The organism is Dehalobacter restrictus DSM 9455 (genome assembly GCF_000512895.1).
GTDB classification, from domain to species: domain Bacteria; phylum Bacillota; class Desulfitobacteriia; order Desulfitobacteriales; family Syntrophobotulaceae; genus Dehalobacter; species Dehalobacter restrictus.
This window is the reverse complement of record NZ_CP007033.1, coordinates 1,652,545-1,675,421: the sequence shown is the minus strand read 5'-3', so window position 1 is coordinate 1,675,421 and position 22,877 is coordinate 1,652,545. Positions and strand designations below refer to the sequence as shown.

Annotated in this window: 26 protein-coding genes; 21 read left to right on the top strand and 5 right to left on the bottom strand. The window is 44.4% G+C overall.

Annotated elements, in window-relative coordinates; genetic code table 11:
• The first annotated feature begins 3 nt into the window (after positions 1–3).
• A complete protein-coding gene (locus tag DEHRE_RS08030; RefSeq protein WP_019226276.1) occupies positions 4–264 on the top strand; it encodes a hypothetical protein in 261 nt (86 codons plus the stop codon).
• A gap of 170 nt (positions 265–434) precedes the next feature.
• On the opposite strand, the gene DEHRE_RS08025 is transcribed toward DEHRE_RS08030, so the two are convergent.
• Both DEHRE_RS08025 and DEHRE_RS08020 read right to left on the bottom strand, forming a co-directional pair.
• Entirely contained in the window at positions 435–734 is a 300-nt protein-coding gene (locus tag DEHRE_RS08025) for a hypothetical protein (protein WP_019226277.1), read from the bottom strand.
• Positions 727–954, bottom strand: coding sequence for a helix-turn-helix transcriptional regulator (locus tag DEHRE_RS08020; RefSeq protein ID WP_019226278.1), 228 nt, complete (start codon positions 952–954; stop codon positions 727–729). The genes DEHRE_RS08025 and DEHRE_RS08020 overlap by 8 nt, the downstream gene beginning before the upstream one ends.
• Positions 955–1,460: 506 nt before the next feature.
• Here DEHRE_RS08020 and DEHRE_RS15290 point away from each other — a divergent pair.
• The 20 genes from DEHRE_RS15290 (at position 1,461) to DEHRE_RS07920 (ending at position 19,984) form a co-directional block, all read left to right on the top strand.
• Positions 1,461–1,730 (top strand): alpha/beta hydrolase, encoded by a 270-nt coding sequence (locus DEHRE_RS15290; RefSeq protein WP_345787673.1) that lies wholly within the window; start codon positions 1,461–1,463, stop codon positions 1,728–1,730.
• Between the two features lie 48 nt (positions 1,731–1,778).
• On the top strand, positions 1,779–2,456 hold the full coding sequence (locus tag DEHRE_RS08010; RefSeq protein WP_019226280.1) for a response regulator transcription factor: 678 nt from the start codon (positions 1,779–1,781) through the stop codon (positions 2,454–2,456).
• A gap of 1 nt (position 2,457) precedes the next feature.
• Positions 2,458–3,375, top strand: a complete 918-nt coding sequence (locus DEHRE_RS08005) for a sensor histidine kinase (RefSeq protein ID WP_019226281.1) — start codon at positions 2,458–2,460, stop codon at positions 3,373–3,375.
• A gap of 109 nt (positions 3,376–3,484) precedes the next feature.
• On the top strand, positions 3,485–4,162 hold the full coding sequence (locus DEHRE_RS08000) for an ABC transporter ATP-binding protein (protein WP_015042856.1): 678 nt from the start codon (positions 3,485–3,487) through the stop codon (positions 4,160–4,162).
• Entirely contained in the window at positions 4,159–6,699 is a 2,541-nt protein-coding gene (locus DEHRE_RS07995) for an ABC transporter permease (RefSeq protein ID WP_019226282.1), read from the top strand. The genes DEHRE_RS08000 and DEHRE_RS07995 overlap by 4 nt, the downstream gene beginning before the upstream one ends.
• A 98-nt stretch (positions 6,700–6,797) precedes the next feature.
• The gene (locus tag DEHRE_RS07990) at positions 6,798–7,967 is read left to right on the top strand and encodes a pyridoxal phosphate-dependent aminotransferase (protein ID WP_019226283.1); all 1,170 of its coding nucleotides are present in this window, start codon (positions 6,798–6,800) and stop codon (positions 7,965–7,967) included.
• Positions 7,968–8,395: 428 nt separating this feature from the next.
• Entirely contained in the window at positions 8,396–10,288 is a 1,893-nt protein-coding gene (locus tag DEHRE_RS07985; protein ID WP_019226284.1) for an NADH-quinone oxidoreductase subunit 5 family protein, read from the top strand.
• Positions 10,285–11,142 (top strand): respiratory chain complex I subunit 1 family protein, encoded by an 858-nt coding sequence (locus tag DEHRE_RS07980; RefSeq protein WP_025205785.1) that lies wholly within the window; start codon positions 10,285–10,287, stop codon positions 11,140–11,142. The genes DEHRE_RS07985 and DEHRE_RS07980 overlap by 4 nt, the downstream gene beginning before the upstream one ends.
• A 30-nt stretch (positions 11,143–11,172) precedes the next feature.
• Positions 11,173–11,610, top strand: coding sequence for an NADH-quinone oxidoreductase subunit B family protein (locus tag DEHRE_RS07975; protein ID WP_025205784.1), 438 nt, complete (start codon positions 11,173–11,175; stop codon positions 11,608–11,610).
• Positions 11,611–11,973, top strand: coding sequence for an NADH-quinone oxidoreductase subunit C (locus DEHRE_RS07970; RefSeq protein WP_019226286.1), 363 nt, complete (start codon positions 11,611–11,613; stop codon positions 11,971–11,973). It begins immediately after the preceding gene.
• Positions 11,974–11,988: 15 nt separating this feature from the next.
• Positions 11,989–13,068: a hydrogenase large subunit gene (locus DEHRE_RS07965; protein WP_019226287.1), complete on the top strand. Its 1,080-nt coding sequence runs from the start codon at positions 11,989–11,991 to the stop codon at positions 13,066–13,068.
• A gap of 10 nt (positions 13,069–13,078) precedes the next feature.
• Complete coding sequence (locus DEHRE_RS07960; RefSeq protein ID WP_019226288.1) at positions 13,079–13,501, top strand: 4Fe-4S binding protein; 423 nt, start codon at positions 13,079–13,081, stop codon at positions 13,499–13,501.
• Positions 13,494–13,841, top strand: coding sequence for a hydrogenase maturation nickel metallochaperone HypA (gene hypA / locus DEHRE_RS07955; RefSeq protein WP_019226289.1), 348 nt, complete (start codon positions 13,494–13,496; stop codon positions 13,839–13,841). The genes DEHRE_RS07960 and hypA overlap by 8 nt, the downstream gene beginning before the upstream one ends.
• Before the next feature lie 15 nt (positions 13,842–13,856).
• The gene (hypB, locus tag DEHRE_RS07950; protein ID WP_019226290.1) at positions 13,857–14,507 is read left to right on the top strand and encodes a hydrogenase nickel incorporation protein HypB; all 651 of its coding nucleotides are present in this window, start codon (positions 13,857–13,859) and stop codon (positions 14,505–14,507) included.
• Positions 14,508–14,647: 140 nt separating this feature from the next.
• Entirely contained in the window at positions 14,648–14,872 is a 225-nt protein-coding gene (locus DEHRE_RS07945; RefSeq protein ID WP_015042845.1) for a HypC/HybG/HupF family hydrogenase formation chaperone, read from the top strand.
• Positions 14,862–15,908 (top strand): hydrogenase formation protein HypD, encoded by a 1,047-nt coding sequence (hypD, locus tag DEHRE_RS07940; RefSeq protein WP_019226291.1) that lies wholly within the window; start codon positions 14,862–14,864, stop codon positions 15,906–15,908. Before DEHRE_RS07945 ends, hypD begins: the two co-directional genes overlap by 11 nt.
• Positions 15,909–16,076: 168 nt before the next feature.
• On the top strand, positions 16,077–17,066 hold the full coding sequence (hypE, locus tag DEHRE_RS07935) for a hydrogenase expression/formation protein HypE (protein WP_019226292.1): 990 nt from the start codon (positions 16,077–16,079) through the stop codon (positions 17,064–17,066).
• Positions 17,029–18,984: an LTA synthase family protein gene (locus tag DEHRE_RS07930; RefSeq protein WP_019226293.1), complete on the top strand. Its 1,956-nt coding sequence runs from the start codon at positions 17,029–17,031 to the stop codon at positions 18,982–18,984. The genes hypE and DEHRE_RS07930 overlap by 38 nt, the downstream gene beginning before the upstream one ends.
• 96 nt (positions 18,985–19,080) lie before the next feature.
• Complete coding sequence (locus DEHRE_RS07925; RefSeq protein WP_025205783.1) at positions 19,081–19,623, top strand: nitroreductase family protein; 543 nt, start codon at positions 19,081–19,083, stop codon at positions 19,621–19,623.
• 46 nt (positions 19,624–19,669) lie between these two features.
• Positions 19,670–19,984, top strand: coding sequence for a TFIIB-type zinc ribbon-containing protein (locus DEHRE_RS07920; RefSeq protein ID WP_019226295.1), 315 nt, complete (start codon positions 19,670–19,672; stop codon positions 19,982–19,984).
• Positions 19,985–20,689: 705 nt separating this feature from the next.
• Here the strand turns inward: DEHRE_RS07920 and DEHRE_RS07915 are convergent.
• From DEHRE_RS07915 to DEHRE_RS07905, 3 genes are read right to left on the bottom strand one after another with little or no spacing between them, the layout of a single operon-like run.
• Positions 20,690–22,027 carry a DUF6179 domain-containing protein gene (locus DEHRE_RS07915; RefSeq protein WP_051408103.1) on the bottom strand — a complete coding sequence of 446 codons (1,338 nt, stop codon included), beginning with the start codon at positions 22,025–22,027 and terminating at the stop codon, positions 20,690–20,692.
• Complete coding sequence (locus DEHRE_RS07910) at positions 22,014–22,250, bottom strand: hypothetical protein (RefSeq protein WP_025205781.1); 237 nt, start codon at positions 22,248–22,250, stop codon at positions 22,014–22,016. Before DEHRE_RS07910 ends, DEHRE_RS07915 begins: the two co-directional genes overlap by 14 nt.
• Complete coding sequence (locus tag DEHRE_RS07905) at positions 22,244–22,738, bottom strand: DUF6323 family protein (protein ID WP_025205780.1); 495 nt, start codon at positions 22,736–22,738, stop codon at positions 22,244–22,246. Before DEHRE_RS07905 ends, DEHRE_RS07910 begins: the two co-directional genes overlap by 7 nt.
• Between the last annotated feature and the right edge of the window lie 139 nt (positions 22,739–22,877).

The window sequence follows — 22,877 nt, the reverse complement described above, 5'->3', positions numbered from 1 at the left end:
TATGTGGTTTTAAATGATGGAAAACATGAGATAACGGAGGCTGTTGAAACCCTCCCTCTGCAGCCTGTACAAAATTTAACGGATTTCTACGCGGTTGAGGAACTGTTTGAGAAATTAGTGCACACCTGGAATGCCAAGCTGCCTGGATATGAGTTTATTTCCAAAACGCTGCTTCAAGAATTATTGATTGCCATTATGCAAAATATAAAAAGGCAAAACCCTAATTATGCTGCATCCTTAAGGGTAGAAAAGGGGATCCAATAAAGATAGGAAGTAATTTAAGGGGCCGTCATTCATGGCGCGGACGGAGATTTTTATTGGTATGCTTTCGTCCGCCACTTAGAAAATATGGATGCGGTTGAGACGCGGTGGGAACCTACGAGACGTTATGCGAGACCGTACGTATCGGCCGCGCCTCCATACGCCGGAAAAGTTTAGAATAATTTTCTAACGAATACCATTATAATTGCAATAATAAAGGCAATGATAAATGTAAAAATAAATGTTCTTAGCCAAGTGTTTCCTAAAATTCTTTGTTTGTATTGATATATTGACATAACAACACCACTTATAATAATAATTGCAAGTAGATCCCATGGTGCTTCATTGGAATATAACGATCTATATGCAGTATCAAGAAGTAATGCAAAAGTAATGAAGACATATCCAAATTTATAACTAATATTTTCGATAAATGTCGTTCTTTCATCTCTCTCGACCATTTTACTAATCATTATCTATAGCCTCCTCAAAATAGAATAAATCCTCAAACTGTTTATTTAGAACCTTTGATAAAATTAATGCTAATTTTGCTGTTGGACAATATTGACCTGTTTCAATAGAACTAATTGTTTGTCTGGTTACGCCTGCAAGAATTGCAAGCTGTTCCTGTGAAAGATTTTTTTCCGCTCTGGCAACTTTTAATCGGTTTTTTAGCTGAATATTCTCATTCAAACTATCACCTCCACGAATACATAGTAACATATTCAAACGGTGATGTAAAGTATACTTGTCAAAATAATAAGTATACTTGTCTGTTGAGCTATCGTAATATGTGTCTAAAGTAGTTAAAGTTAAAGTTTGCCTTAAAGTATGCCTGTAATCCCATTTGTAAGAACCAATCTAAGATAGGTTCAGTAATATACTGAAAGAAAAATAATTTTTTGATCTGCTGAAGCATTTGGAGGCGATCATCGTATGTTTGCCGAATAAATTTAATCACATCTCCTTTGGTAAACCATGTGGAAAATCAGGACGTTTGGTAAGACTGGGAGCAGCAGCCCAAAAAAGGGCAAAAGTTTGGATACGCCATACCGTTATATCGGGACATATACCGAATGAAAGTAGCGCCTTGATTCGCTACATAAAGAAGTGTAACCATATTAAGAGATACCTACAAGCAAAAAAAATCTCGCCATTTTTGACTATGATCCAATTTCTATTACTATTACACCAAACAAATACGATTACACCAAACAAAGCCAAAATTAGAGAAAATAAATTGTCCTATCCTAATCATTCAAGCTGAAGATGATGACACCGTAAGAAAAAAGAGCGTGGATTATATCAATAAACACGTGTCTTCGGATAAGAAAACGATTAAATATTTTCATGAAGGTGGTCATTTGATCCTTCTGAGTCCGATGGCGGAACAGGTACTACGATGCGTTGCAGATTTCATGCAAGACCAATCAATTAATTTTAGACCGAAAGTATTGATCAAAAGGTAGAACCCATTAACCCTTCGAAGATGCAAGTCGACAGACAGGAGGTGCATGATGAATCACATTTTAATTGTCGAGGATGATACGGCCCTGAGCAATGGTATTGTTCTGGCCCTTAAAGAAGATCATTGCACCTTTGTGCAGGCGTATGACATTGCCGCGGCCAAGAAACAGCTAAAAACCAACTTCTTTCATTTGGTGATACTCGATGTCAATTTACCGGATGGAAACGGTCTTGACCTTCTAGCTGAGATCCGTAAGAAATTGGCTTTGCCTGTAATTGTCCTGACTGCCAATGATTTGGAAACTGATATTGTAACCGGGTTTGAGCTTGGGGCGGATGACTATATCACAAAACCTTTCAGTCTGATGGTACTGCGGGCCAGAGTGGGCGTCCAACTGCGGAAGGGCAGGTATCAGGTTCGCGATACCGTAAAGATTGATGGGTTTTCCTTTTCCTTTGCAAGGATGGAGTTCAAGAGAGACGGCAAACCCATTGAACTCAGCAAAACCGAGCAGAAACTGCTTCGGGTCTTAATAGAAAACAAGGGAAAAACCATTTCTCGTACAGATTTGGTGGACAGGATTTGGACAGATGGAGCCGAGTATGTTGACGAGAATGCCTTGTCGGTTACGATAAAAAGACTGCGTGATAAATTGGAAGAACTTCCGTCTGCACCGCAATATATCAAAACGGTCTATGGGATTGGCTACACCTGGGCGGTGCAGTGAGATGAATACACTTGATTACACCTGTATCGGGATTGCCATTGCTGCGGTATGCGCGGCCGTGATGGTGATTGTCGTTAACCGTCAAAGAACAAAGAAAACGTTTGAAAAAATTGAAGATATGTTGGACACAGCCATAAACGGTAGCTTTGCCCAAGATGTTTTTGATGAATCTGCTTTATCCGCGGTGGAAGCTAAGCTTGCACGGTATCTTTCCAAATGTGCGGTATCCTCCAAGAATTTGCTTGCGGAAAAGGATAAAATAAAAGAGCTGATTTCTGATATTTCCCATCAGACCAAAACACCCGTTGCCAATATCCTGCTTTATTCACAGCTGCTCAGTGAACACGAATTGCCGGAAGACTGTAAAGTTTGTGTGCAAGCCTTGTCTGCACAGGCGGAAAAGCTGAATTTCCTCATCAATGCTTTGGTGAAAATATCACGGCTGGAAACGGGTATTATTACTGTTTCACCGAAACAGGAAGCCCTCCAAAGGTTGCTGGATGAAGTTCGGATACAGATCAGGCCAAAGGCGGAGGCCAAGGGCATTTCTGTTGCCATGGAAGATACGGAGAGTTGTGCCCATTTTGATCTGAAATGGACGACAGAAGCCGTATATAATATCATGGATAACGCCGTAAAATATACCACAAGCGGCGGGTGTATTACCATAAAAGCCATACCCTATGAGTTGTTCTGCCGTATTGATATAACCGATAATGGGATGGGTATTTCCGAGGATGAGCAAAGCAAAATATTCACCCGGTTCTACCGCTCGGGAACCGCTGGTAATCAAGAAGGTGTTGGTCTTGGGCTGTTTTTGACCAGAGAGATCATCTCAGCCGAGGGAGGTTATATCAAGGTGTCATCACAGCCGGACAGTGGTTCTACCTTTTCAGTATTTTTGCCAATAGAAAAGTAAATCTTTCAAGACTGTTAGATTCTAGAAAGATTGTGGAAAGATTGTTGTGATATAGTCAATATTGCAGGCAACTGCGATACTGACTATTTTCTTTGGGGAGGAAAACAAAATGACGATACTTGAAACAACAAAATTAAAAAAATATTACGGCAGCGAAGATACAACGGTTAAAGCGTTAGACGGCATCGACCTCACCGTGGAGAGTGGGGAGTTTGTAGCCATCGTAGGCACATCCGGCAGCGGCAAGTCTACGCTTCTACATATGCTGGGCGGGCTTGACCGCCCCACAAGTGGCACGGTCACTGTCGATGGAAAGGAGATCTTTGCACTGAAAGACGAAGAACTGACGATTTTCCGCCGAAGAAAAATAGGCTTTGTCTTTCAAAATTATAATCTTGTTCCTGTATTGAATGTGTACGAGAATACTGTCCTGCCTATTCAGCTCGACGGGAACGAGCCGGATAAACGCTATGTGGACAGAATCATCGGCACATTGGGGCTTGAAAGCAAACTGAACAATCTGCCCAACAATCTTTCCGGCGGTCAGCAGCAACGGGTGGCAATTGCCAGAGCCTTAGCTGCTAAGCCTGCTATCGTTCTCGCGGATGAGCCGACAGGAAACCTCGACAGTAAAACCAGCCAAGATGTCCTGGGACTGCTCAAGGTTACAAGCGAAAGGTTCAGTCAGACCATTGTCATGATTACCCACAACGAGGAAATTGCCCAGTTGGCAGACCGCATCATCCGAATTGAAGATGGAAAAATTGTGGGTGGTGGAAGTAAATGATCAAAGTAAAAAACAAAAAAGCGATTCGCAATCTGGCCGACAAGAGCTATCGGGCAAATAAAGTCCGCAACTTGATTGCGATCATCGCCATTGCCTTGACAGCGGTGCTTTTCACCACGCTTTTCACCATGGGGATCGGTACGGTGGAGGGTCTTCAGCAGGCCACGATGAGGCAGGCGGGCGGCGACGGCCATGCTGTGCTTAAATATATCACTGACGAGGAATTCAACAACATCAAAGATCATGTACTTATTAAAGAAATTTCCTATAACCGAATGCTATGCGACGGGGTGGAAAACAAGGAATTTCTCAAACGGCGTGCCGAGTTTTGGTATGATGATGATGGCGGGATGAAGCTCGGATTTTGCGAACCAACAAGCGGACACAAACCTGTAGCTGAAAACGAAGTCATTGCAGATACCAAGACCTTGCAGCTGATGGGCGTTCCCCTTGAGGTTGGCGCGCCGCTTACGCTCACACTTGACATCCGGGGCGAAGAAGTACAGCGGGATTTTGTCCTTGCAGGCTGGTGGGAGAGCGACCCCGTTTTTAACGTGGGCCAGATCTTGGCCTCCCGTGCCTATGTAGATGCTCATCCGGCCGAACTGCAAAACAGCTATAAGGTGGACAATTCTCTCACCGGGGTTATCAACGCGTCTATTATGTTCAAAAACAGCATCGATTTGGAGGGGAAGCTGGCAAAGGTCATTACCGACAGTGGCTATTCTCTGGATGAAAAAGCGCCGAATTACTTGGAGCATAATGTGAGTTGGGCATATCTCTCCACGAATTTTGGTATGGACGCAGGTACGCTGATTGCACTGCTTTCGGGCTTGCTATTGATCGTATTCACCGGCTATCTTATTATCTACAACATTTTTCAGATTTCCGTCATTCGGGATATTCGTTTTTATGGACTCTTGAAAACCATTGGAACAACAGGGAGACAGATACGCCGGATTATCCGCAGACAGGCACTGATCCTTTCCACCATAGGAATTCCAATCGGATTGATTTTAGGTTTCTCTATTGGTAAATCCCTTGTTCCTCTCCTCATAAACAATTCCACCTATGCCGGAAGTGCGGTGTCTGTATCGCCAAGCCCATGGATTTTTATTGGTTCGGCGCTGTTTGCTTTGGTCACCGTGCTCATCAGTACCTTCAAACCGGGTAGGATAGCCGCCTCTGTTTCACCGGTGGAGGCAGTGCGGTATACGGATGGAAATACAAAGCAGAACTGCAAACCGAAAAAATCCACTGATGGCGGAAAAATGCCCCGTATGGCCCTGGCTAATTTAGGGCGGAACAAAAGACGTACCGTTTTAGTAGTCATTAGCTTGTCCCTGAGCCTTGTTTTGCTGAACACGGTGTTTACGCTATCTCAGAGCATTGATATGAATAAGTTCCTTTCTAAATTCGTGGATACCGATTTTCTGATTGCCCATGCCGATTACTTTCAAAATGACTACTCCGGTCCCGAAAACCAGACCAGCGAGAGCTTTATTCAGGCGGTGGAAACACAGCCCGGCTTTGAGGCGGGTGGGCGACTGTATGGCGGCAGAGCGGAAGGATTTGCGGCAGAGGACGAAAAGAACACCACCCAGGAATATAACAGGAATCCCTACGGCGATTTGATGGCTGCGGTCTATGGTCTTGAGGGTATGCCTCTTCAGCGACTGGAGCTTATCGACGGTGAGCTTGATGATGCAAAGCTGGCTACTGGTAAGTACATTCTGGAGGGAGTCCCGCTGGACGATAACAGTATACCGGAAATGGAGAACAAGCATTATGAGATTGGTGACGCGGTAATACTTCACAACTATAAAGGAACGTCGGAAACATTTGCTGGCAGGGAGTACACGACGCAGGAGTTTATCATGCTGGGTCATGTGGCCATCAAACATTATTCCAATTCCGACCGTACCGGATGGGACTATAACTTCTATCTCCCCGCGGATGTCTATAAAACAATGGTAGTACAGCCCGCCGTAATGAGCTATGCCTTCAATGTCTCCGAAGATCAAGAGGCGGCAATGGAGCGTTTTTTGCAAAGCTACACGGATTCAGTGGAACCAGTCATGAATTACGTCTCGAAGTTCACCTCTCTCAAGGAGTTTTCCGGTATGCAGAGCACCGTTGTGATGATTGGCGGCGCACTCAGCTTTATCATCGGGTTGATTGGCATTCTCAATTTTGTCAATGCCATTCTCACCAGCATTTTGACCCGACGCAAAGAATTTGCCATGCTGCAAAGCATAGGCATGACACGAAGGCAGCTGCGCCGTATATTAATGTTTGAAGGATTTTATTATACGCTTGGCACTTGCGCACTGTCGCTCGTATTTAGCACGTTATTTTCACTTTTAATTGTCAAATCTTTTTGTGGTCTGCTGTGGTTCTTTAGTTATCATTTTATCTTGTGGCCGCTTTTGATCGTACTTCCTTTCCTGTTTATGCTTGGTATGATGATTCCTTTGGTATCGTATGCCATGACGGACAAGCAAAGTATCGTGGAGCGGCTGAGGGAAGCGGAATAGTATTTGTATGATGAGCATACTTTTTTAGGTTGATTTCATCCCGCTTTTTCAGGTAAAATATAATGAAATGATCAACTTGAGGATGGAGATATAGTATTATGCGTATGATATTTGCAGACCGGATGAATAGACTGGGCAGTGAGACGGCTTTTGAAATGCTGGCTAAGGCCAATGTTTTGGAAGCGCAGGGAAGGGAAATTATTCACCTTGAGATTGGTGAACCGGATTTTCCGACGTTGCCCAATATCATAGAAAAAGGAATGGAATGCCTGCGGGCCGGCATGACAAAATACACACCTTCTTCAGGCCTGCTGGAGGCAAGACAGGCCGTTGCGGATTATGCGGGCAAAAAAAGAGGCTATGAAATCGACCCTCAGGAAGTGGTCATGACGGCGGGTGGAAAGCCGATCATGTTTTACGCCATTTTGGCTACGGTTAACCCCGGAGATGAGGTCATTTATCCGAATCCGGGTTTCCCGATTTATGAATCCGTCATTAAGTTCGTTGGCGGGGTACCGGTACCGATCCCGCTGCGTGAAGAGAATGAGTTCAGAATGGATATCCAGGAATTCAAATCCCTCGTGACAGACAAAACCAAAATGGTGATTATCAACTCGCCGCAAAACCCAACCGGCGGGATGCTGACGAAAGAAGACTATCAGGAAATCGCTGATTTTCTGGCCGACCGTAATATTGTGATTCTCTCGGATGAGATTTATGAAAATGTCGTCTATGAAGAGCCGTCATTTTCGATCTCTTCGCTGCCGCATATGAGAGAAAAGACAATCATACTGAACGGATTCTCGAAGACCTATGCGATGACCGGCTGGCGCGCCGGGTATGGCATTATGCCGAAGGAAGCCGCCCAGCAAATTGGCAAGCTCGTTGTGAACAGTACTTCCTGTCTGGCAGGTTTTACACAGATGGCTTGTATTGAGGCTCTGACAGGACCGCAGGATGAAGTTTTGAGAAGAGCAGAGCAGTTCAGAATCAGAAGGGATCGGATCGTTGACGGACTGAATGCCATCAGTGGGGTTACCTGTCTGAAACCACGCGGTGCCTTTTACGTGTTTCCGAATATCAAAGCTTTTGGAAAAACTAGCAAGGAGATGGCCGAGTACCTGTTAAACGAAGCAGGTGTTGCGACCCTCTGGGGCAGTTCGTTCGGGGAATACGGCGAAGGATATCTGAGGATTTCCTATGCGAATTCCTTGGAAAATCTTGAAAAAGCCGTAAGCCAAATTGATATTGCTCTGAAAAAGTTATAATAGATATTTAAAAACAATCAACGGTGCAGTATGAGGCTGCACCGTTAGTTTGGTTCACCCTGTATTTCGGGTAACTGAAGAGAAGAGCATGAAATAGCATAGTAAAGCATACGGAAGGATCCAGAAGATAGCAGCGAGATTCCAAGGGATATATCGGAACGTGAAAAGGCGGAAAATTCTGAATAATTTAATATATTCTCAAAAAAGTTTAGAAAATTGTTGCAATATTGTTGAAATTATCGAAGCAAGTCCTTATACTAAATACTAAACTTGGTTTGAAATGAGTATGAAACCATATTTTATATTATTTGGAAAGGGGGACATAATAATTCTCAGAAAGCAGAATAAGAACTGGGCACCTTATTTTGCTATCAAGTTCATGATTGAGGTTAATAAACGATTTAATAATTGAGGGGAAAGAGGACACTATGAACACAGTGCTATTTCTTATTTTGTTTCCAATTGTTGTTGCACTGCTTTTGCTTATCTTGCCGCAGCCGGCTGTCCGGAAAGGCATTGTGGTGCTGTCAACAATCATTCTGACTGTAGCATCAGTCAATCTGGCTGTTCAGTATTTTAACACAGGGGCAGTATTCTTTAATCTGGATAATCAATATATTGATCTTGGAATATTTGCAATTGAGGTCATTCTAGCAGTCATTGTCATTGGGATTTCGCTGAAATACAAACAGTATCTGGCCGGGCTTTTGATGCTAACCAGTGCTGCAATTATGATATGGTTTGAAGGTTCTTATGGGGAAGAGATCCAGACATCGTATAATTTATTTGTTGATAATCTCTCTCTGATCATGACACTGATCATTGGTATCATCAGTAGTTTGATAGCGATATTTGCTGTTGGCTATATGAAGGATTATCATCATCATCACAAGGAAGTTAAAGACAGGACCCCGTTTTTCTTTTTTGTTATCTTCGTCTTTTTAGGAGCGATGTATGGGGTTGTTTTTGCCAACAATCTGATGTGGCTTTATTTCTTTTGGGAAATCACCACATTCAGTTCATTCTTCCTGATCGGCTACAGCCGCGAAGAAATTGCGATTAAGAATGCGTTCAGGGCTTTAAACATGAACCTGCTTGGTGGACTTGGTTTTTCCATCGCCATTGTCTACCTATTTATCAATGCGCATACGATTGAGCTGAACATGCTGCCGGAGCTTGCGTCTACCGTAGTGCTTCTGCCGACAGCGTTACTTGCGTTTGCCGGGTTAACAAAAGCTGCCCAGATGCCGTTTTCTTCCTGGCTGCTTGGAGCGATGGTTGCGCCGACCCCTGTTTCCGCACTGCTCCATTCCAGTACCATGATTAAAGCTGGTGTGTACTTAATCATCAGACTTTCACCGGTTTTTGCTTTTGTTGACGGCGGTTCAATGGTCGGACTGTTTGTCGCGATGGTTGGGGCGGTGACATTTGTCCTGACAGCCTTTATGGCCATCTCCCAGTCGGATGCCAAACGTGTACTCGCATATTCAACGATTTCCAATCTTGGCCTGATTATTGTTTGCGCCGGCATTGGAACCTATCAATTGATGTGGGCTGCGATCATGCTTATGATCTTCCATGCGATTGCCAAGTCTTTGCTCTTCCTGTCTGTTGGTACAGTCGAGCATAACATCGGTGACCGTATCATCGAGTCCATGGACGGACTGATTACCAAAATGCCGAAGATTGCAATTGGTATGGTCATCGGGATTGCGGGAATGTTTCTTGCTCCATTCGGTATGCTGATCAGTAAGTGGGCAGCGCTCGAAGGGCTGGTTACAGCAAATCCGGTACTCACGGTATTTGTGGCCTTTGGAAGTGCCGCAACTTTATTCTTCTGGACAAAGTGGCTCGGTAAGCTTTTGATGGTGAAAGAAAGACCGCTGGAATTCCAGTCAAAGGTCCCAGGGACAGAACGCTTTACGCTGACTACGCTTGCTGTTTTGACAGTTGGGATTTGTCTGCTGTTCCCGCTCATCTCGAAATATTCTCTGGAGCCGTTTATTGCGTCCATCTATAATCAGACATACCTACTGGATCAGGGAAATGTCATTATTCTGCTGATTATGGTCGGTCTGATGGTCGTTCTGCCTGTGGGTCTGTCGTTCACGCACAAGAATTATCAGTATAAACCGCAGTACCTGGCGGGACTCAATACTCCCGAAAAAGAGAAGTTTTATGGTTCTCTGGGTCTTACAAGAGAAATAACGATGAGGAGTTTCTATCTGGAAAATATTTTCGGTGAGAGCAAACTGTTTAAACTTGGTGTTGTGATCAGTATTGTTCTAATCATCATAATGTTTGGGGTGGGGATCATATGAGTGGAAATTATGCATGGTTAATGGTCATTCTCTATATCATTCTGGCCCCGTTCATCGGTGGTTTGATTGCCGGGGTGGACCGCAGAATATCTGCCAGGATGCAGAGCAGATACGGTCCGCCGATTCTGCAGCCTTTCTATGATATTTTTAAATTGATGAACAAAAGCAGTATTGCGGTAAATCCGCAGCAGAGGCTGTACATCATCTGTTTTATCGTTTTTGTAATTATCTCGGGAGCGATATTCTTTGGCGGCGGAGACTTGCTGCTGGCGATTTTCGCTTTGACGCTGGCCAGTATCTTCCTGATCATTGCGGCCTACTCTACTTTTTCGCCGTACGCCTATATCGGTGCAGAGAGAGAAATGCTGCAGATCATGGCCTATGAGCCGATGGTCATTTTAACGACTGTAGGAATGTACATGGTGACGAAAAGTTTTAATGTTTGGGACATCGCAATGTATGACCAACCGCTGCTTTACAGTCTGCCAGGTATTTTTCTTGGATTCCTGTTTATCCTAACCATTAAATTCCGTAAATCACCTTTTGATATATCGATGTCTCATCATGCGCATCAGGAGATTGTCCGTGGGATTATCACGGAATTTTCCGGGACGGATCTGGCGCTGATTGAGATTGCCCACTGGTATGAAAATGTCTTCCTGCTGGGTATTGTCTGTCTGTTCTTCGCGTCGAGCCCGATCATTGCCTTAATCCTGGCGATCGTCGTCTATTTCCTGGAGATCTGGATCGATAACAACTATTCCCGTCTTAAATGGCAGTCCGTACTCGGAAGCGCCTGGATCGTTGCACTTGTGCTCGGCGTAGGCAACATCGCCTATCTGGCACTCAGATGAAAAACCTTATACTGATTGGAGTGAAATGATTTGTCATACTTGCCGAAGTCTCCTTGGTTGGTCCATTACGACGCCTCCAGCTGCAATGGCTGTGACATCGAAGTACTGGCTTGTCTGACGCCTTTATATGATGTCGAGCGTTTTGGCGTTCTCAATATTGGCAATCCAAAGCATGCCGATATTTTCGTCGTGACAGGATCTGTCAATGAACAAAATAAAGAGGTCATTAAAAATATTTATAACCAGATGGCGGATCCGAAAGTTGTTGTGGCGATCGGAGCCTGTGCCACTTCCGGAGGAATCTTCCGTGAATGCTACAATGTCCAGGGCGGAATCGATAACGTCATTCCGGTAGACGTGTATGTCCCTGGGTGTGCTGCCAGACCTGAAGCAATCATTGACGGTGTTGTTCAGGCTTTGGGAGTTCTTGAGGAAAAATATCAGAACTTGAGGAATGTGGCGAAATAGATGACGGAACGTATCATTAATCCGGTTACAGCTGAAGAGCTTGTTGATCGTGCGAAGCAGTATCTGCAGAATGGGTATCGCCTGATCCAAATCTGCTGTACAAAAACGCCATCGGAAATGTATTTGCTTTATTCGTTTGAAAAGCTGGACTTGACTTTGGAAAATCTGAGATTGGATGTCCAGTCTGGCGATACTATTCCGAGTATCAGTGATGTGTATTTTGCCGCGTTTCTTTATGAAAACGAGATTCATGATCTCTATGGTATTAATGTCAGTGGAATGGCGGTTGATTTTCAGGGGACATTTTACGAGACGGCAGTTAAACAGCCTTTCAATATAGCTGCCGCAGATATAAAAGAATAGGAGAGGGATGGTAATATGGGTGAGCGAACAATAATTCCATTTGGCCCTCAGCATCCGGTACTGCCTGAACCGCTCCATCTCGATCTTATTATGGAAGATGAGAAAGTAGTTGGCGCAGTTCCTTCGATCGGGTTTGTGCACAGGGGCTTGGAAAAGCTGGTTGAAAAAAGAGATTTTAATGAAATGATTTATGTCATTGAACGTATTTGCGGGATCTGCAGTTTTATTCACGGACAGTCCTATGCCCAGACGCTGGAAGGCATGATGGGCGTGGACATTCCGCCCCGTGCCAAATATCTGCGTACCATCTGGGCGGAACTTTCCAGGGTACACAGCCACTTGCTCTGGCTCGGTCTCATGGCCGATGCTTATGGCTTTGAAAGCCTGTTTATGCATTGCTGGCGGATCCGGGAGAAAGTACTCGATATTTTTGAAGAGACCACCGGTGGCAGGGTTATATTTAGTGTATGTAAAATTGGCGGGGTCTGGAAGGATATTGACAACGACACATTGAATAGAATAAAGGTTATTGTCAAAGACATCGCGGAGGAAGCCAAAACGGTGACGGATGTATTTGTACGGGACTATTCCGTTCAGAAGAGAACCAGAGGCATAGGCGTCGTGACTTATCAGGAAGCGATCGATCTGGGTGCCGCTGGTCCAACCCTGAGAGGCAGTGGTGTTGTTCAGGATATGCGTACCTTAGGCTATGCCGCTTACGGTGATCTGAATTTTGAGCCAATCGTCGAAAAAGACGGCGACTGCTACGCCCGCACCGTGGTTCGGGTGCGTGAAGTATACCAGTCTCTGGATCTCATTCGCCAGTGTATTGAGAAAATACCTGACGGCGAGGTGGATATGAAGATAAAAGGCAATCCGAGCGGAGAATATATTTCACGTATGGAGCAGCCCCGCGGTCAGACTTTCTACTACGCTAAAGGCAACGGTACAAAATACTTGGAGAGGTTCAGAGTCAGAACACCAACGTTTGCGAATATCCCGACGCTGTTGAAAATACTGCCAGGCGCAGACCTTGCAGATGTTCCGGTGCTGGCATTGACCATCGATCCTTGTATCAGCTGTACGGAAAGGTAGGGAGAGACGCATGGCTTTTAATGTAATTAACAAAACGATTATGAAAAGTTTATTCAGCAAACCTGCTACAGCGATGTATCCGGTCATCAAAAATGAGTTTTATCCCAATACGCGCGGCAGCATTGAGATGGCTAAGATAGAAAATTGCTCGTTCTGCGGCATTTGTTCTAAAAGATGTCCGGCCACAGCTATTGCGGTCGGTAAATCCGATAAAAAGTGGGAAATCGATCGTACCCGCTGTATTGTTTGCAATTTCTGTGTTCAGGTATGCCCGAAAAACTGCCTGAATACCCAAAGAAGTTATACTGCACCAATGAGAGATAAATCGAGTAAGTTGTTTACTGCATATGGGCCTGTCGTCCAGGAAGTTGCTTCCGGGACAGCAGCTCAGGATAATCCTACACAGGTGGAAACAGTAGAAGAAGATGCATGAATTTCCGATTACTGAACAAATCATAAAAATTGCTTCTGAAAAAGCCAAAGAGAATAATGCGCGTAGTATTACGCGCATTACCTTGGTTGTCGGAGAACAGTCCGGCTTTATTGGCGAATCCATTCAGATGTATTTTGACATTATTTCGAAAGACACGCTCTGCGAGGGGGCTGTTCTCGAAATGGAGAATATTAAAGCCAAGTGGTACTGCCCGGACTGCAATATTCATTATGCGCGTCAGCCGTTTTCTTTTGCCTGCCCTGACTGCGGCAATGATGGCATGCCAACAAACATTGGAAAAGAATTCTATGTTAAAGATATAGAAATAGAAACAGAATAAAAAGGGGGGCCTTAAGTGGCTGAAAAAGAAATTCAGGTTGTCCAGAACATTTTTGATGAAAATGACAGGATAGCCTTTGCGACGCAGGAAAAACTGGGCAAAATGGGAGTCTTTGTTGTTAATATCATGGGGGCGCCCGGAGCGGGAAAGACATCGAGCATTATTAATCTAATTCAGCAGCTTTCTGAAAATAAAGTATATGTGATCGAAGGAGATATCGAATCGGATATTGACACGGTCAAGCTCAAAGAGTTAGGTATTGAAGCGATCCAGATCAACACGAATGGAGCATGTCATCTGGATGCGCCTACGATCCAGAGTTCCTTGGACGGATTGTCTTTCGACAAGCCCGGCCTGTTGTTCATTGAAAATATTGGTAATTTAGTCTGCCCGGCAGAATTCCAAATTGGTGAGCATATCAAAATGCTGATTTGTTCAGCAGCCGAGGGCAGCGATAAGCCGTACAAATATCCTCTGGCTTTTGAAAAAGCTGATGTGATTCTGCTTACGAAATGTGATTTAAAAACGTATGTTGATTTTAACGATGAATTTTTCCTTAAAGGTGTTAGAGCACTGAATAAAACTGCACCGGTGTTCGAAGTCAACGCCAAAACCGGACAAGGTTTTGAAGATGTTGCGGGATGGCTGCTGCAAAGAAAAAGCTAAAAGGTCATTCTTTGCTTTTTTAGGTCAACCGTAATAAAATAATTTTAGTATGATGTCAACCCTAAATCCTGTATATCACAATTTTGAGCTGACAAGGTACTAATAGATACTAGCGGCATTTGAACAGGGTGGTGAACGAAATGTGTGTGGCTGTTCCCGGGAAAGTAGTGGAAGTAAATGATTTTACCGGTAAGGTTGATTTCCAGGGGAATATTATTGATGTTAATATGGCCCTGGTGGATGCCCAAGCAGGTGATTACGTACTGGTTCATGCAGGATGCGCCATTGAAGTTATTCAGAAGGACACTGCCGATGAAATTTTGGAGCTATTTGCAGAATTGGAGTCACTGAAATATGAATCTTGATCATATACTGAAAGAGCTTGCGGGAGATCATCAAGAGCTTAAAATCATGGAAGTATGCGGAACTCATACTTCCTCAATCTTTAAGAACGGTATACGCAGTCTGCTTTCGCCAAAGATCAGGCTTATATCCGGCCCGGGCTGTCCGGTGTGCGTAACTCCGGCTTCCTATATTGATAAAGCCATTGAATGGGCCATGACCCCGAACTACGTGCTGCTTACCTTTGGCGATATGATGAAAGTGCCGGGCTCGGAGAAATCTTTAAGTGAGGCCAAGGCGGACGGGGCAAGGGTCGAGATCATGTACTCACCGCAGGAAGCGCTTAAAAAGGCCGCAGCTAACCCGGAACTTACGTATGTGATTGCCTGCGTCGGCTTTGAAACCACGATTCCGTCTTATGCACTGGTTATTGAGCAAACGGAGCGTTCCGGTCTGACGAATATTAAGTTTTTGACTGCACTGCGCAGGGTTATGCCGGCTCTTGATTTTATCTGCGCCACGGATAATGAAATATCAGCGTTTATTGCGCCGGGGCATGTCAGCACGATTCTTGGTTCGCAGGCCTATGCAGGTTTGACGGAGCAGTATATGAAGCCTTTTGCCGTAGCCGGCTTTGAAGGGGAACATATCCTGATCGCCATTTACGATTTGGTTAAACAAGTCGAAAATCATAAACACGAAGTGCATAATCTTTATCCTTCCGTGGTTAAGCCCGAGGGGAACGCGGTTGCTTTAGCCTATATCAACAATTATTTTGAGTCTGGACAGGCTTTTTGGCGTGGGATCGGCGTTATTGAGGATTCCGGTTTATATCTGAATCAAAAATACCGGAAATACGATGCCGGTTCGGCCGACCTTGCCGGTGATACTGCTCAAAAAACGACGAACTGCCGCTGCGGCGAGGTTATCCTTGGTAAGATCAACCCTGATGAGTGTCCGATGTTTGGGAAGGTCTGTACACCGGCTAAAGCGCAGGGACCCTGTATGGTATCGTCTGAGGGCACCTGCGGCATTTGGTTTCGGTTTACCAGAAAGTAATCCATTCATAAATTTGTAATCAACGTTTAAATGTTGCCTATGAGAAAATAAGTCGGGAAAATATACTAAGAAGATAGATAAGATAGATAAGATAGATACAGTAAGATAGTTTACAGATGGACTCAGGCAGGCTAAGCAGCCTGTAATGAAAAATGAGTAGGTGAGTAAATGAAGATTGTAATGGCGCATGGGAGCGGCGGCAATGCTACCAGGGAGCTTATCAAAGATCTTTTTCATAAATATTTAGCCAACGATTACCTTGATAAAATGGAAGATTCGGCAATCCTGCCTGTTTCCGAATACCCTCTGGCGATGACCACCGATTCTTTTGTGGTCACGCCTCTGGAATTCCCGGGCGGGGATATCGGCAAGCTTGCTGTCTGTGGAACGGTAAACGATCTCTGGATGGCAGGAGCCGAGCCTCAGTATCTGACAGCGGGATTTATTCTCGAAGAAGGCCTCGATCTGGATTTGCTTGACCGCGTCGTCGCTTCACTGAGCAGAACGGCTAAGGAAGCAGGCATCAAAATTGTTGCCGGAGATACCAAAGTCGTTCAGGGAAATGGCGGTTTGTATATCAACACAGCCGGTCTTGGTTTCAGAAAAAGCGGCAGGCACATTGGCACAGATGTGATCCGTGAGGGAGATGCGCTCATCGTTAGCGGTGATTTGGGCAACCATCACGCCTGCATCATGTCTCAGCGCATGGAGATTGTCAATTCAATCCAAAGTGACTGTGCAAATCTTGGACCAATGGTTGAAGATTTGCTTCAGGCAGGCATTGAGGTCCGCGCGATGAGGGATATTACCCGGGGGGGCTTAGGCACGGTTCTGAATGAGATTGCCGAAGCTTCAAACCATGCCGTAGAAATCGAGGAGAAAAGCATTCCTGTGGATCCGGAAGTCAAATCCTTCTGTGATATCTTAGGCCTGGATCCGCTCTATATGGCCAATGAAGGAAAGTTTCTCTGTATCACTGCTCAGGAACATGCGGAACGGGCTCTGAATATTCTAAAGCAAAATCCTCTTGGCACCAAGGCGAGGCTGATTGGCAGCGTCACAGAGACCGGAAAACCTCTCGTAACAGTGAAAACAAGACTCGGAGGGAAAAGGGTTATCGATGTCTTATATGGTGAAGGCCTTCCAAGGATTTGTTAGAAGCCCTTTAAGAACCAGGAAGCTGTCAGCTAAGGGCTTCCTGATCTGGATTGCAGCTACAGCATTCGTCCAGGTCATTATTGCTGAAATGATCCAACGGGGAGATTTTAAATCAGCTCTTGTATGGATCTATTCCAATCTCCTGGTATTTTTAATGAACGATTTTTTGGCAATTGTACTTCTGTGTTTTTTTCTTTTTCTTACAGGGAATCTGCGGCTTACGGTCATTTCTTCATCCGTCCTGCTGATTTTACTTTCGTTAACAAATATGGTAAAGAAACAGTTTTTAGGGGATCCTTTATTTCCCTGGGATTTTGGGAGATTCGATCAGGTTTATAATCTGTTGCCTAAGATTTCTGGAGAAGTGCTGCCGGTCCTTTTTTTTCTTGGCGTGATGATTATCGTCCTTATTCTGGCCGGGGTATTCTTTGTTCCGAAATATCGCCTACGCTTAAGGACCAGGATGGGTGTTCTTGCGGGCGTCGCTATTCTGATACCATTGCTGGTTTTTTACCGGCATACGCCGCTACAGACGTTGTTTAAAATGGCCGAAATCGAACATATCTACTGGGTCCAAACCCAAAACAGCTTACAGAACGGTTTTCTTCTGGGTTTCATGATGAACACGGAATATATCATGGTTTTGAAGCCAGCTGGCTATAGTGAAGAAACCATCAGCAAGATCACAGCCGAGGACAAAGCCGGTTCGTCAGCGGCGGCTGCTGGTGTTCAGGACAGCGGAATGAAGCCGGATATTGTTGTCATTCTGGATGAATCTTTCTGGGATCCTACCAGGCTTCCGAAGGTTGCTTTTTCTGAAGATCCGCTGCCGAATTTTCGAGAATTAAGCAACGAGGGCACTTCTGGCGAGATATTATCCCCGGTGTTTGGAGGAAGTACGGCTAATGTGGAATTTGAGTTTTTGACAGGATTATCGACCAATTTCCTGCCACAGGGAGCGATTGCTTACCAGCAGTATGTCACAAAATCCCTGCCTGCTTTGCCGAACTTGCTTCAGCGTTACGGCTACGAGACGACGGCCATTCATCCCTACCACGGCTGGTTCTATGACAGGGACAAGATTTACCCGCTGCTGGGTTTTCAGCACTTTTATAGTCTGGAAGATTTCAACGGGGCCAAAATTGACGGTGAATATATTGCAGATATCGAAGTCAGTAAAAGAATTATTCAAGAGCTTCAAACAGCCGATCAGCCGGAATTCATTTTTGCTGTAACGATGCAAAATCACGGTCCTTATCCGGCGGACCGTTACAGTGATCATACGGTCAGTACATCCGGCAGTCTTACATCCGAAGGAAAAGGGATTTTAGACACCTATGCGGAAGGCGTACGGGATGCAGATGCGTCGCTGGCTTATCTGACTGACTATTTGCGGAAATCGGACAGGCCAACAATCGTCGTTTATTTTGGGGACCACCTGCCTTTTTTGGGCAAGGATTATCAGGTCTATAAAGAAACCGGCTATATTACCGGGAATGAAAACGAATGGTCAACGGGGGACACCTTAAAAATGAAATCGGTCCCGCTGATCATCTGGTCAAACGATCAGCAGGACACTGTTGAAACAAATGCAAATGCAGATACAGATACAGATACAGATACAGATACAAGTTCTGCGGACGCAGCCAAAACGATACGAAGTGCCACAGATTTGGGACTTATCAGTCCGTCGTTTCTAGGGGCCTATTTGTTGAAACAGCTGAATTATCCAGGGAATACTATTTTTGAGTATACCGGTCGGATGGCAGATGTACTGCCCGTTTATGGCAAATCGGTCTTCGTTGACCAATATGGGCAGACGTACGACGAGCTTCCTTCATCATTTCAGGAAGCAGAAAAAGATTACTGGCTGCTGGAATATGACTTGTTATTTGGAAAGCAATATTCAAAAAAATAAGGTGAGCGTTTGAGACGGGTAAAGTTTTTAGCTAGAGTTGATAGATCGTAGTTTGTGTATTAGAAGCCAATGAATATACAGGAAAGAGGGATAAAAATGCTTGATTTGTTATATGATAGAAGAAGTATCCGTAAATATAGTCCGGCCGCAATAGAAAAAGATAAAATCCAAAATCTGGTCAAGGCTGCTTTGTTGGCCCCTTCTGGTAGAGGGATTCAGCCGCAGCGTTTCATCATTGTGGAAGATCATGACCTGCTTCAGAAACTTTCCTTGGCCAGAGAGCACGGCTCAGCTTTCTTAAGCGGAGCCCCTTTGTGCATTGTGGTTCTGGCGGACAGCAGTCTAACCGATGTCTGGACCGAAGATGCATCCATAGCTGCGATCATTATTCAATTGGCCGCAAAATCGATGGGACTAGGCTCCTGCTGGGTTCAGGTCAGAAACAGAAATCAGTCCGAGGGAAAGACCACGGAAGAATATATCCAGGAAGTGCTGAATATACCTCAAGGCTTAAAAGTGGAATGTATGATTGGGCTTGGATATCCTGCTGAACAAAAATTACGCAGGACGGAGCAAGATTTGCAGTATCAAAATATATTTGTCAATCAATACGGAACAGAATTTCTAAACAAATATTAAGCATATAAGCTTATCCTATAAATAAATTCTTGTGGAGGTGTTGTTCATGGATTGTCCGGTGTGTCATGTGAAATTGCAGATGACGGAACGCAAAGGAGTAGAAATTGATTACTGCCCACAGTGCCGCGGGATCTGGCTCGATCGCGGCGAATTGGACAAAATTATCGAAAAATCTCAATCCGAGAGCAGTACTCAGGAACGCAGACCTGGATATGTGAATGAATACGGAAATTATGAGCATGAAAACAAACATCATGATCGTGAACATGAGCATGCGTATGATCGGGACCATTACGGCAAAAATTCGAAGCAACGCAGGGGATCTTTTTTAAGTGATCTATTCGATTTTGGCGGTGACTGATCCATGCCTCAACGAAAAAGTGAGGAATTTATTGCCTGGGATAAAAAACAGCAAAAATGCAAATTCTAAGATTGTAAAAGGGTACGTAATGGTTGAGCCAAGACTCTGTTATGCTCTTTCGGGGGTGTAACCGGGTCGGCCAAAGATTATCTGAAGGTCAAAGGCTTTCAAATAGTCGGAGGGAAGATTTTTAACGGTTGGGAAAAGCTTTGAGGCAGTCGATTAATTTTTATTGTTTTAGGGTTCCAACCTATCGTTAAGGGTCGAGCTAAGATTATGCCGGGTGTCGTATATTCTATGAGTTTGTAAGTTCGTTACAAAGTTATAGAATTAATGGTTGGCTGCAGCCGTGAGGTTGCTGTCAGCTGTTAAGATATCTTGCATGGTCGAACAAACCATGATCATAGGTGGCGACCTGCTTGGTTATGGTCGAAAGATCATGGCTAGGTAATCAACCATCTATGGTGGTGCAAGGTAGATCATTGCGTGCTCTTTTCAGACTAAAATACATAGCAGAAAAAGAATGATGAAGAATAAAACGAAAAAGCAGAGCAACGACTCTGTTTTTTTGCTGAGTCATTCTATATATTTTTTTTGCTATTTTCTATAAAGGTTCCTTTCCATAGATAAGTATGGGCCTAGTTTTATGAATAAAAGGCTTAAAATATTTTTTAGGAAGTGGACGGTATCTCAGAGGTACATTTTTTATATAATCGTCAGACCTTTGACAAGATGAAGCAGGTTAGCTCGTTCAGACGGCACAAGCTGGTCAACAAAGGAAATCAGCCGGATTTGCCACTCTTTCATTTCTTCAGAGGCCGCGTACCCGGAATGGATAAAAAATGATGGATCGGGCGCCGGGAGTGATTTGATCAGCAGCGCAAGTTCCAGCGTGGTTAAGGAATGATAAATACTGTCATATTCATCTTCCAAAAGGCAGGATGCTTCGAGAATATCTGCCAGGTCGGCAGCGCTGTGAATTTCCCTCCGGATGATTGCAAGCTTATCTTCAATATAGCGGCATTGTCGGATTTCTTCGGCAATGTCTCGGAATATGTCATCTGCTAAGCCCGGTCCGTCTTCAAAAATGATCGCAGGGCGCTCCGGTTGCGCTTTTAAAGTAATAAAGACTGCTTCCAACCGCCCATTATGCAAAGCATTTTTGAGCCTGACAGCAAAAGAAGCCATACTTTCTTGAAGCAGCTGAACCTGACTCCTGTCATTAAACGCGAGCTCATCGCTGACTTGGGTCAAAGCATTCTGCAGCATAACATCAAATTCCTGGTCGGGGAGCTTTGATAATTTCTGCTGAAGGTATTCCCGATCCTGTTGACTGATATTCAATTGACGCGCAGACTTGCCGGCCAGTACTGAGCCAAGTGATTGGGCTAATACCAGCTCAAAAATATTCAGCAGCAAGTCCTCGGAATGATCGTGATACCCACGCAGCAAACATTGGATGTCTTCATCGGGGAAATTCAGGCAGAACGTATCCTCATGGTATAATTGCTGCAAGTAATGATGAATATAGACAATCCCTGTTAAATCCATCTGATCATTGCTAAGCGGGTAATCGATTGAACCGGGTGTTTCGTGCGCGGCGAATTCCGGATCATAAGCTGTAAAAAATGCCGGAATGCCATTTTCGAGCGTATCGCTATAGGCCTGGTTAGCAAAGGTCAAACCGTCATGATTAATTACAGACAGAAGTGTTTTGGCTTCACTGATGCGAAGATTAATAATGTTTCTGCCTTCCTGAAACAGATCATTGATTTGGTCTTGTTTGAGACAATCCAGACAGAGACTGGGATTAGAAAGGCTCTTCAGATAGATACCGATCGTATACAGGATGGACAGCATGATACTTTGCGCTGTTTCCGACTTTACGGAGCAGCTGTCGCCATGTGTAAACCGTTTCAGTTGTTTTGTCAGGAGTTTAACGATTTGTGTTTGCATATGCTGAAGTTCAACGTCAGTCAGCAGTCCATGCTGAAAAGCCTGTTCCAAAAGTGACTGAAGAACAGCGCTTTCAGGAAGAGACATATTCAATACTTTGCGCTGTTTCCGACTTTACGGAGCAGCTGTCGCCATGTGTAAACCGTTTCAGTTGTTTTGTCAGGAGTTTAACGATTTGTGTTTGCATATGCTGAAGTTCAACGTCAGTCAGCAGTCCATGCTGAAAAGCCTGTTCCAAAAGTGACTGAAGAACAGCGCTTTCAGGAAGAGACATATTCAATACCGCGTGTTTTCTGAGTAAATTCACCATACGTCCACCTCCTCATTGTCCGGATCATCTTCGTTGGGGTGTACATTCCAATAATCCGTCAGGCCATAGCGGATATTACGGGCAAGCGTTTCCAGTTCGCGGTTTTGCAGCAACTCAAGCGAGCCCTGACAGTTCCCGTCAAAATAAACCTTCATCAGTCCGATCAACTCGTCGTCGCTTATTTCATCAAGCGTCTCATTCTTAAAATAATAAAATGCCTCGATCAGGTCATTTAGGGCAGCGGCATAATTATGACAGGAGAGAAAAGGGGAATCACAAAAGCGGAGAATGAGCTTATTAATCATGCCGCCTGCAAATTCAACCCGTCCGAAGCTGCGAAGAGAATGAGCGCGTGTTTCTACAAGCTCTAAGGCTTCTGATGCTGAAAGCTGTAAACCAAAGCGGGCCGTCTGGTCGTTGCATTCCAGGATCTCATGCACGGACATCTTGTTGATCATGGCAGGAGGGAGCAGCATAAATGGTTCCATTTCCGACATCCTTTCACTGTTGCATTGATTTGATTAGAGGATGATGCAAGAGGATATTGACAATCAGAAAGATGTGTGATATAGTAATGTAGAGAAGTTATATTAAAATATAAATAAAATCTAATTAAACTTAAATATA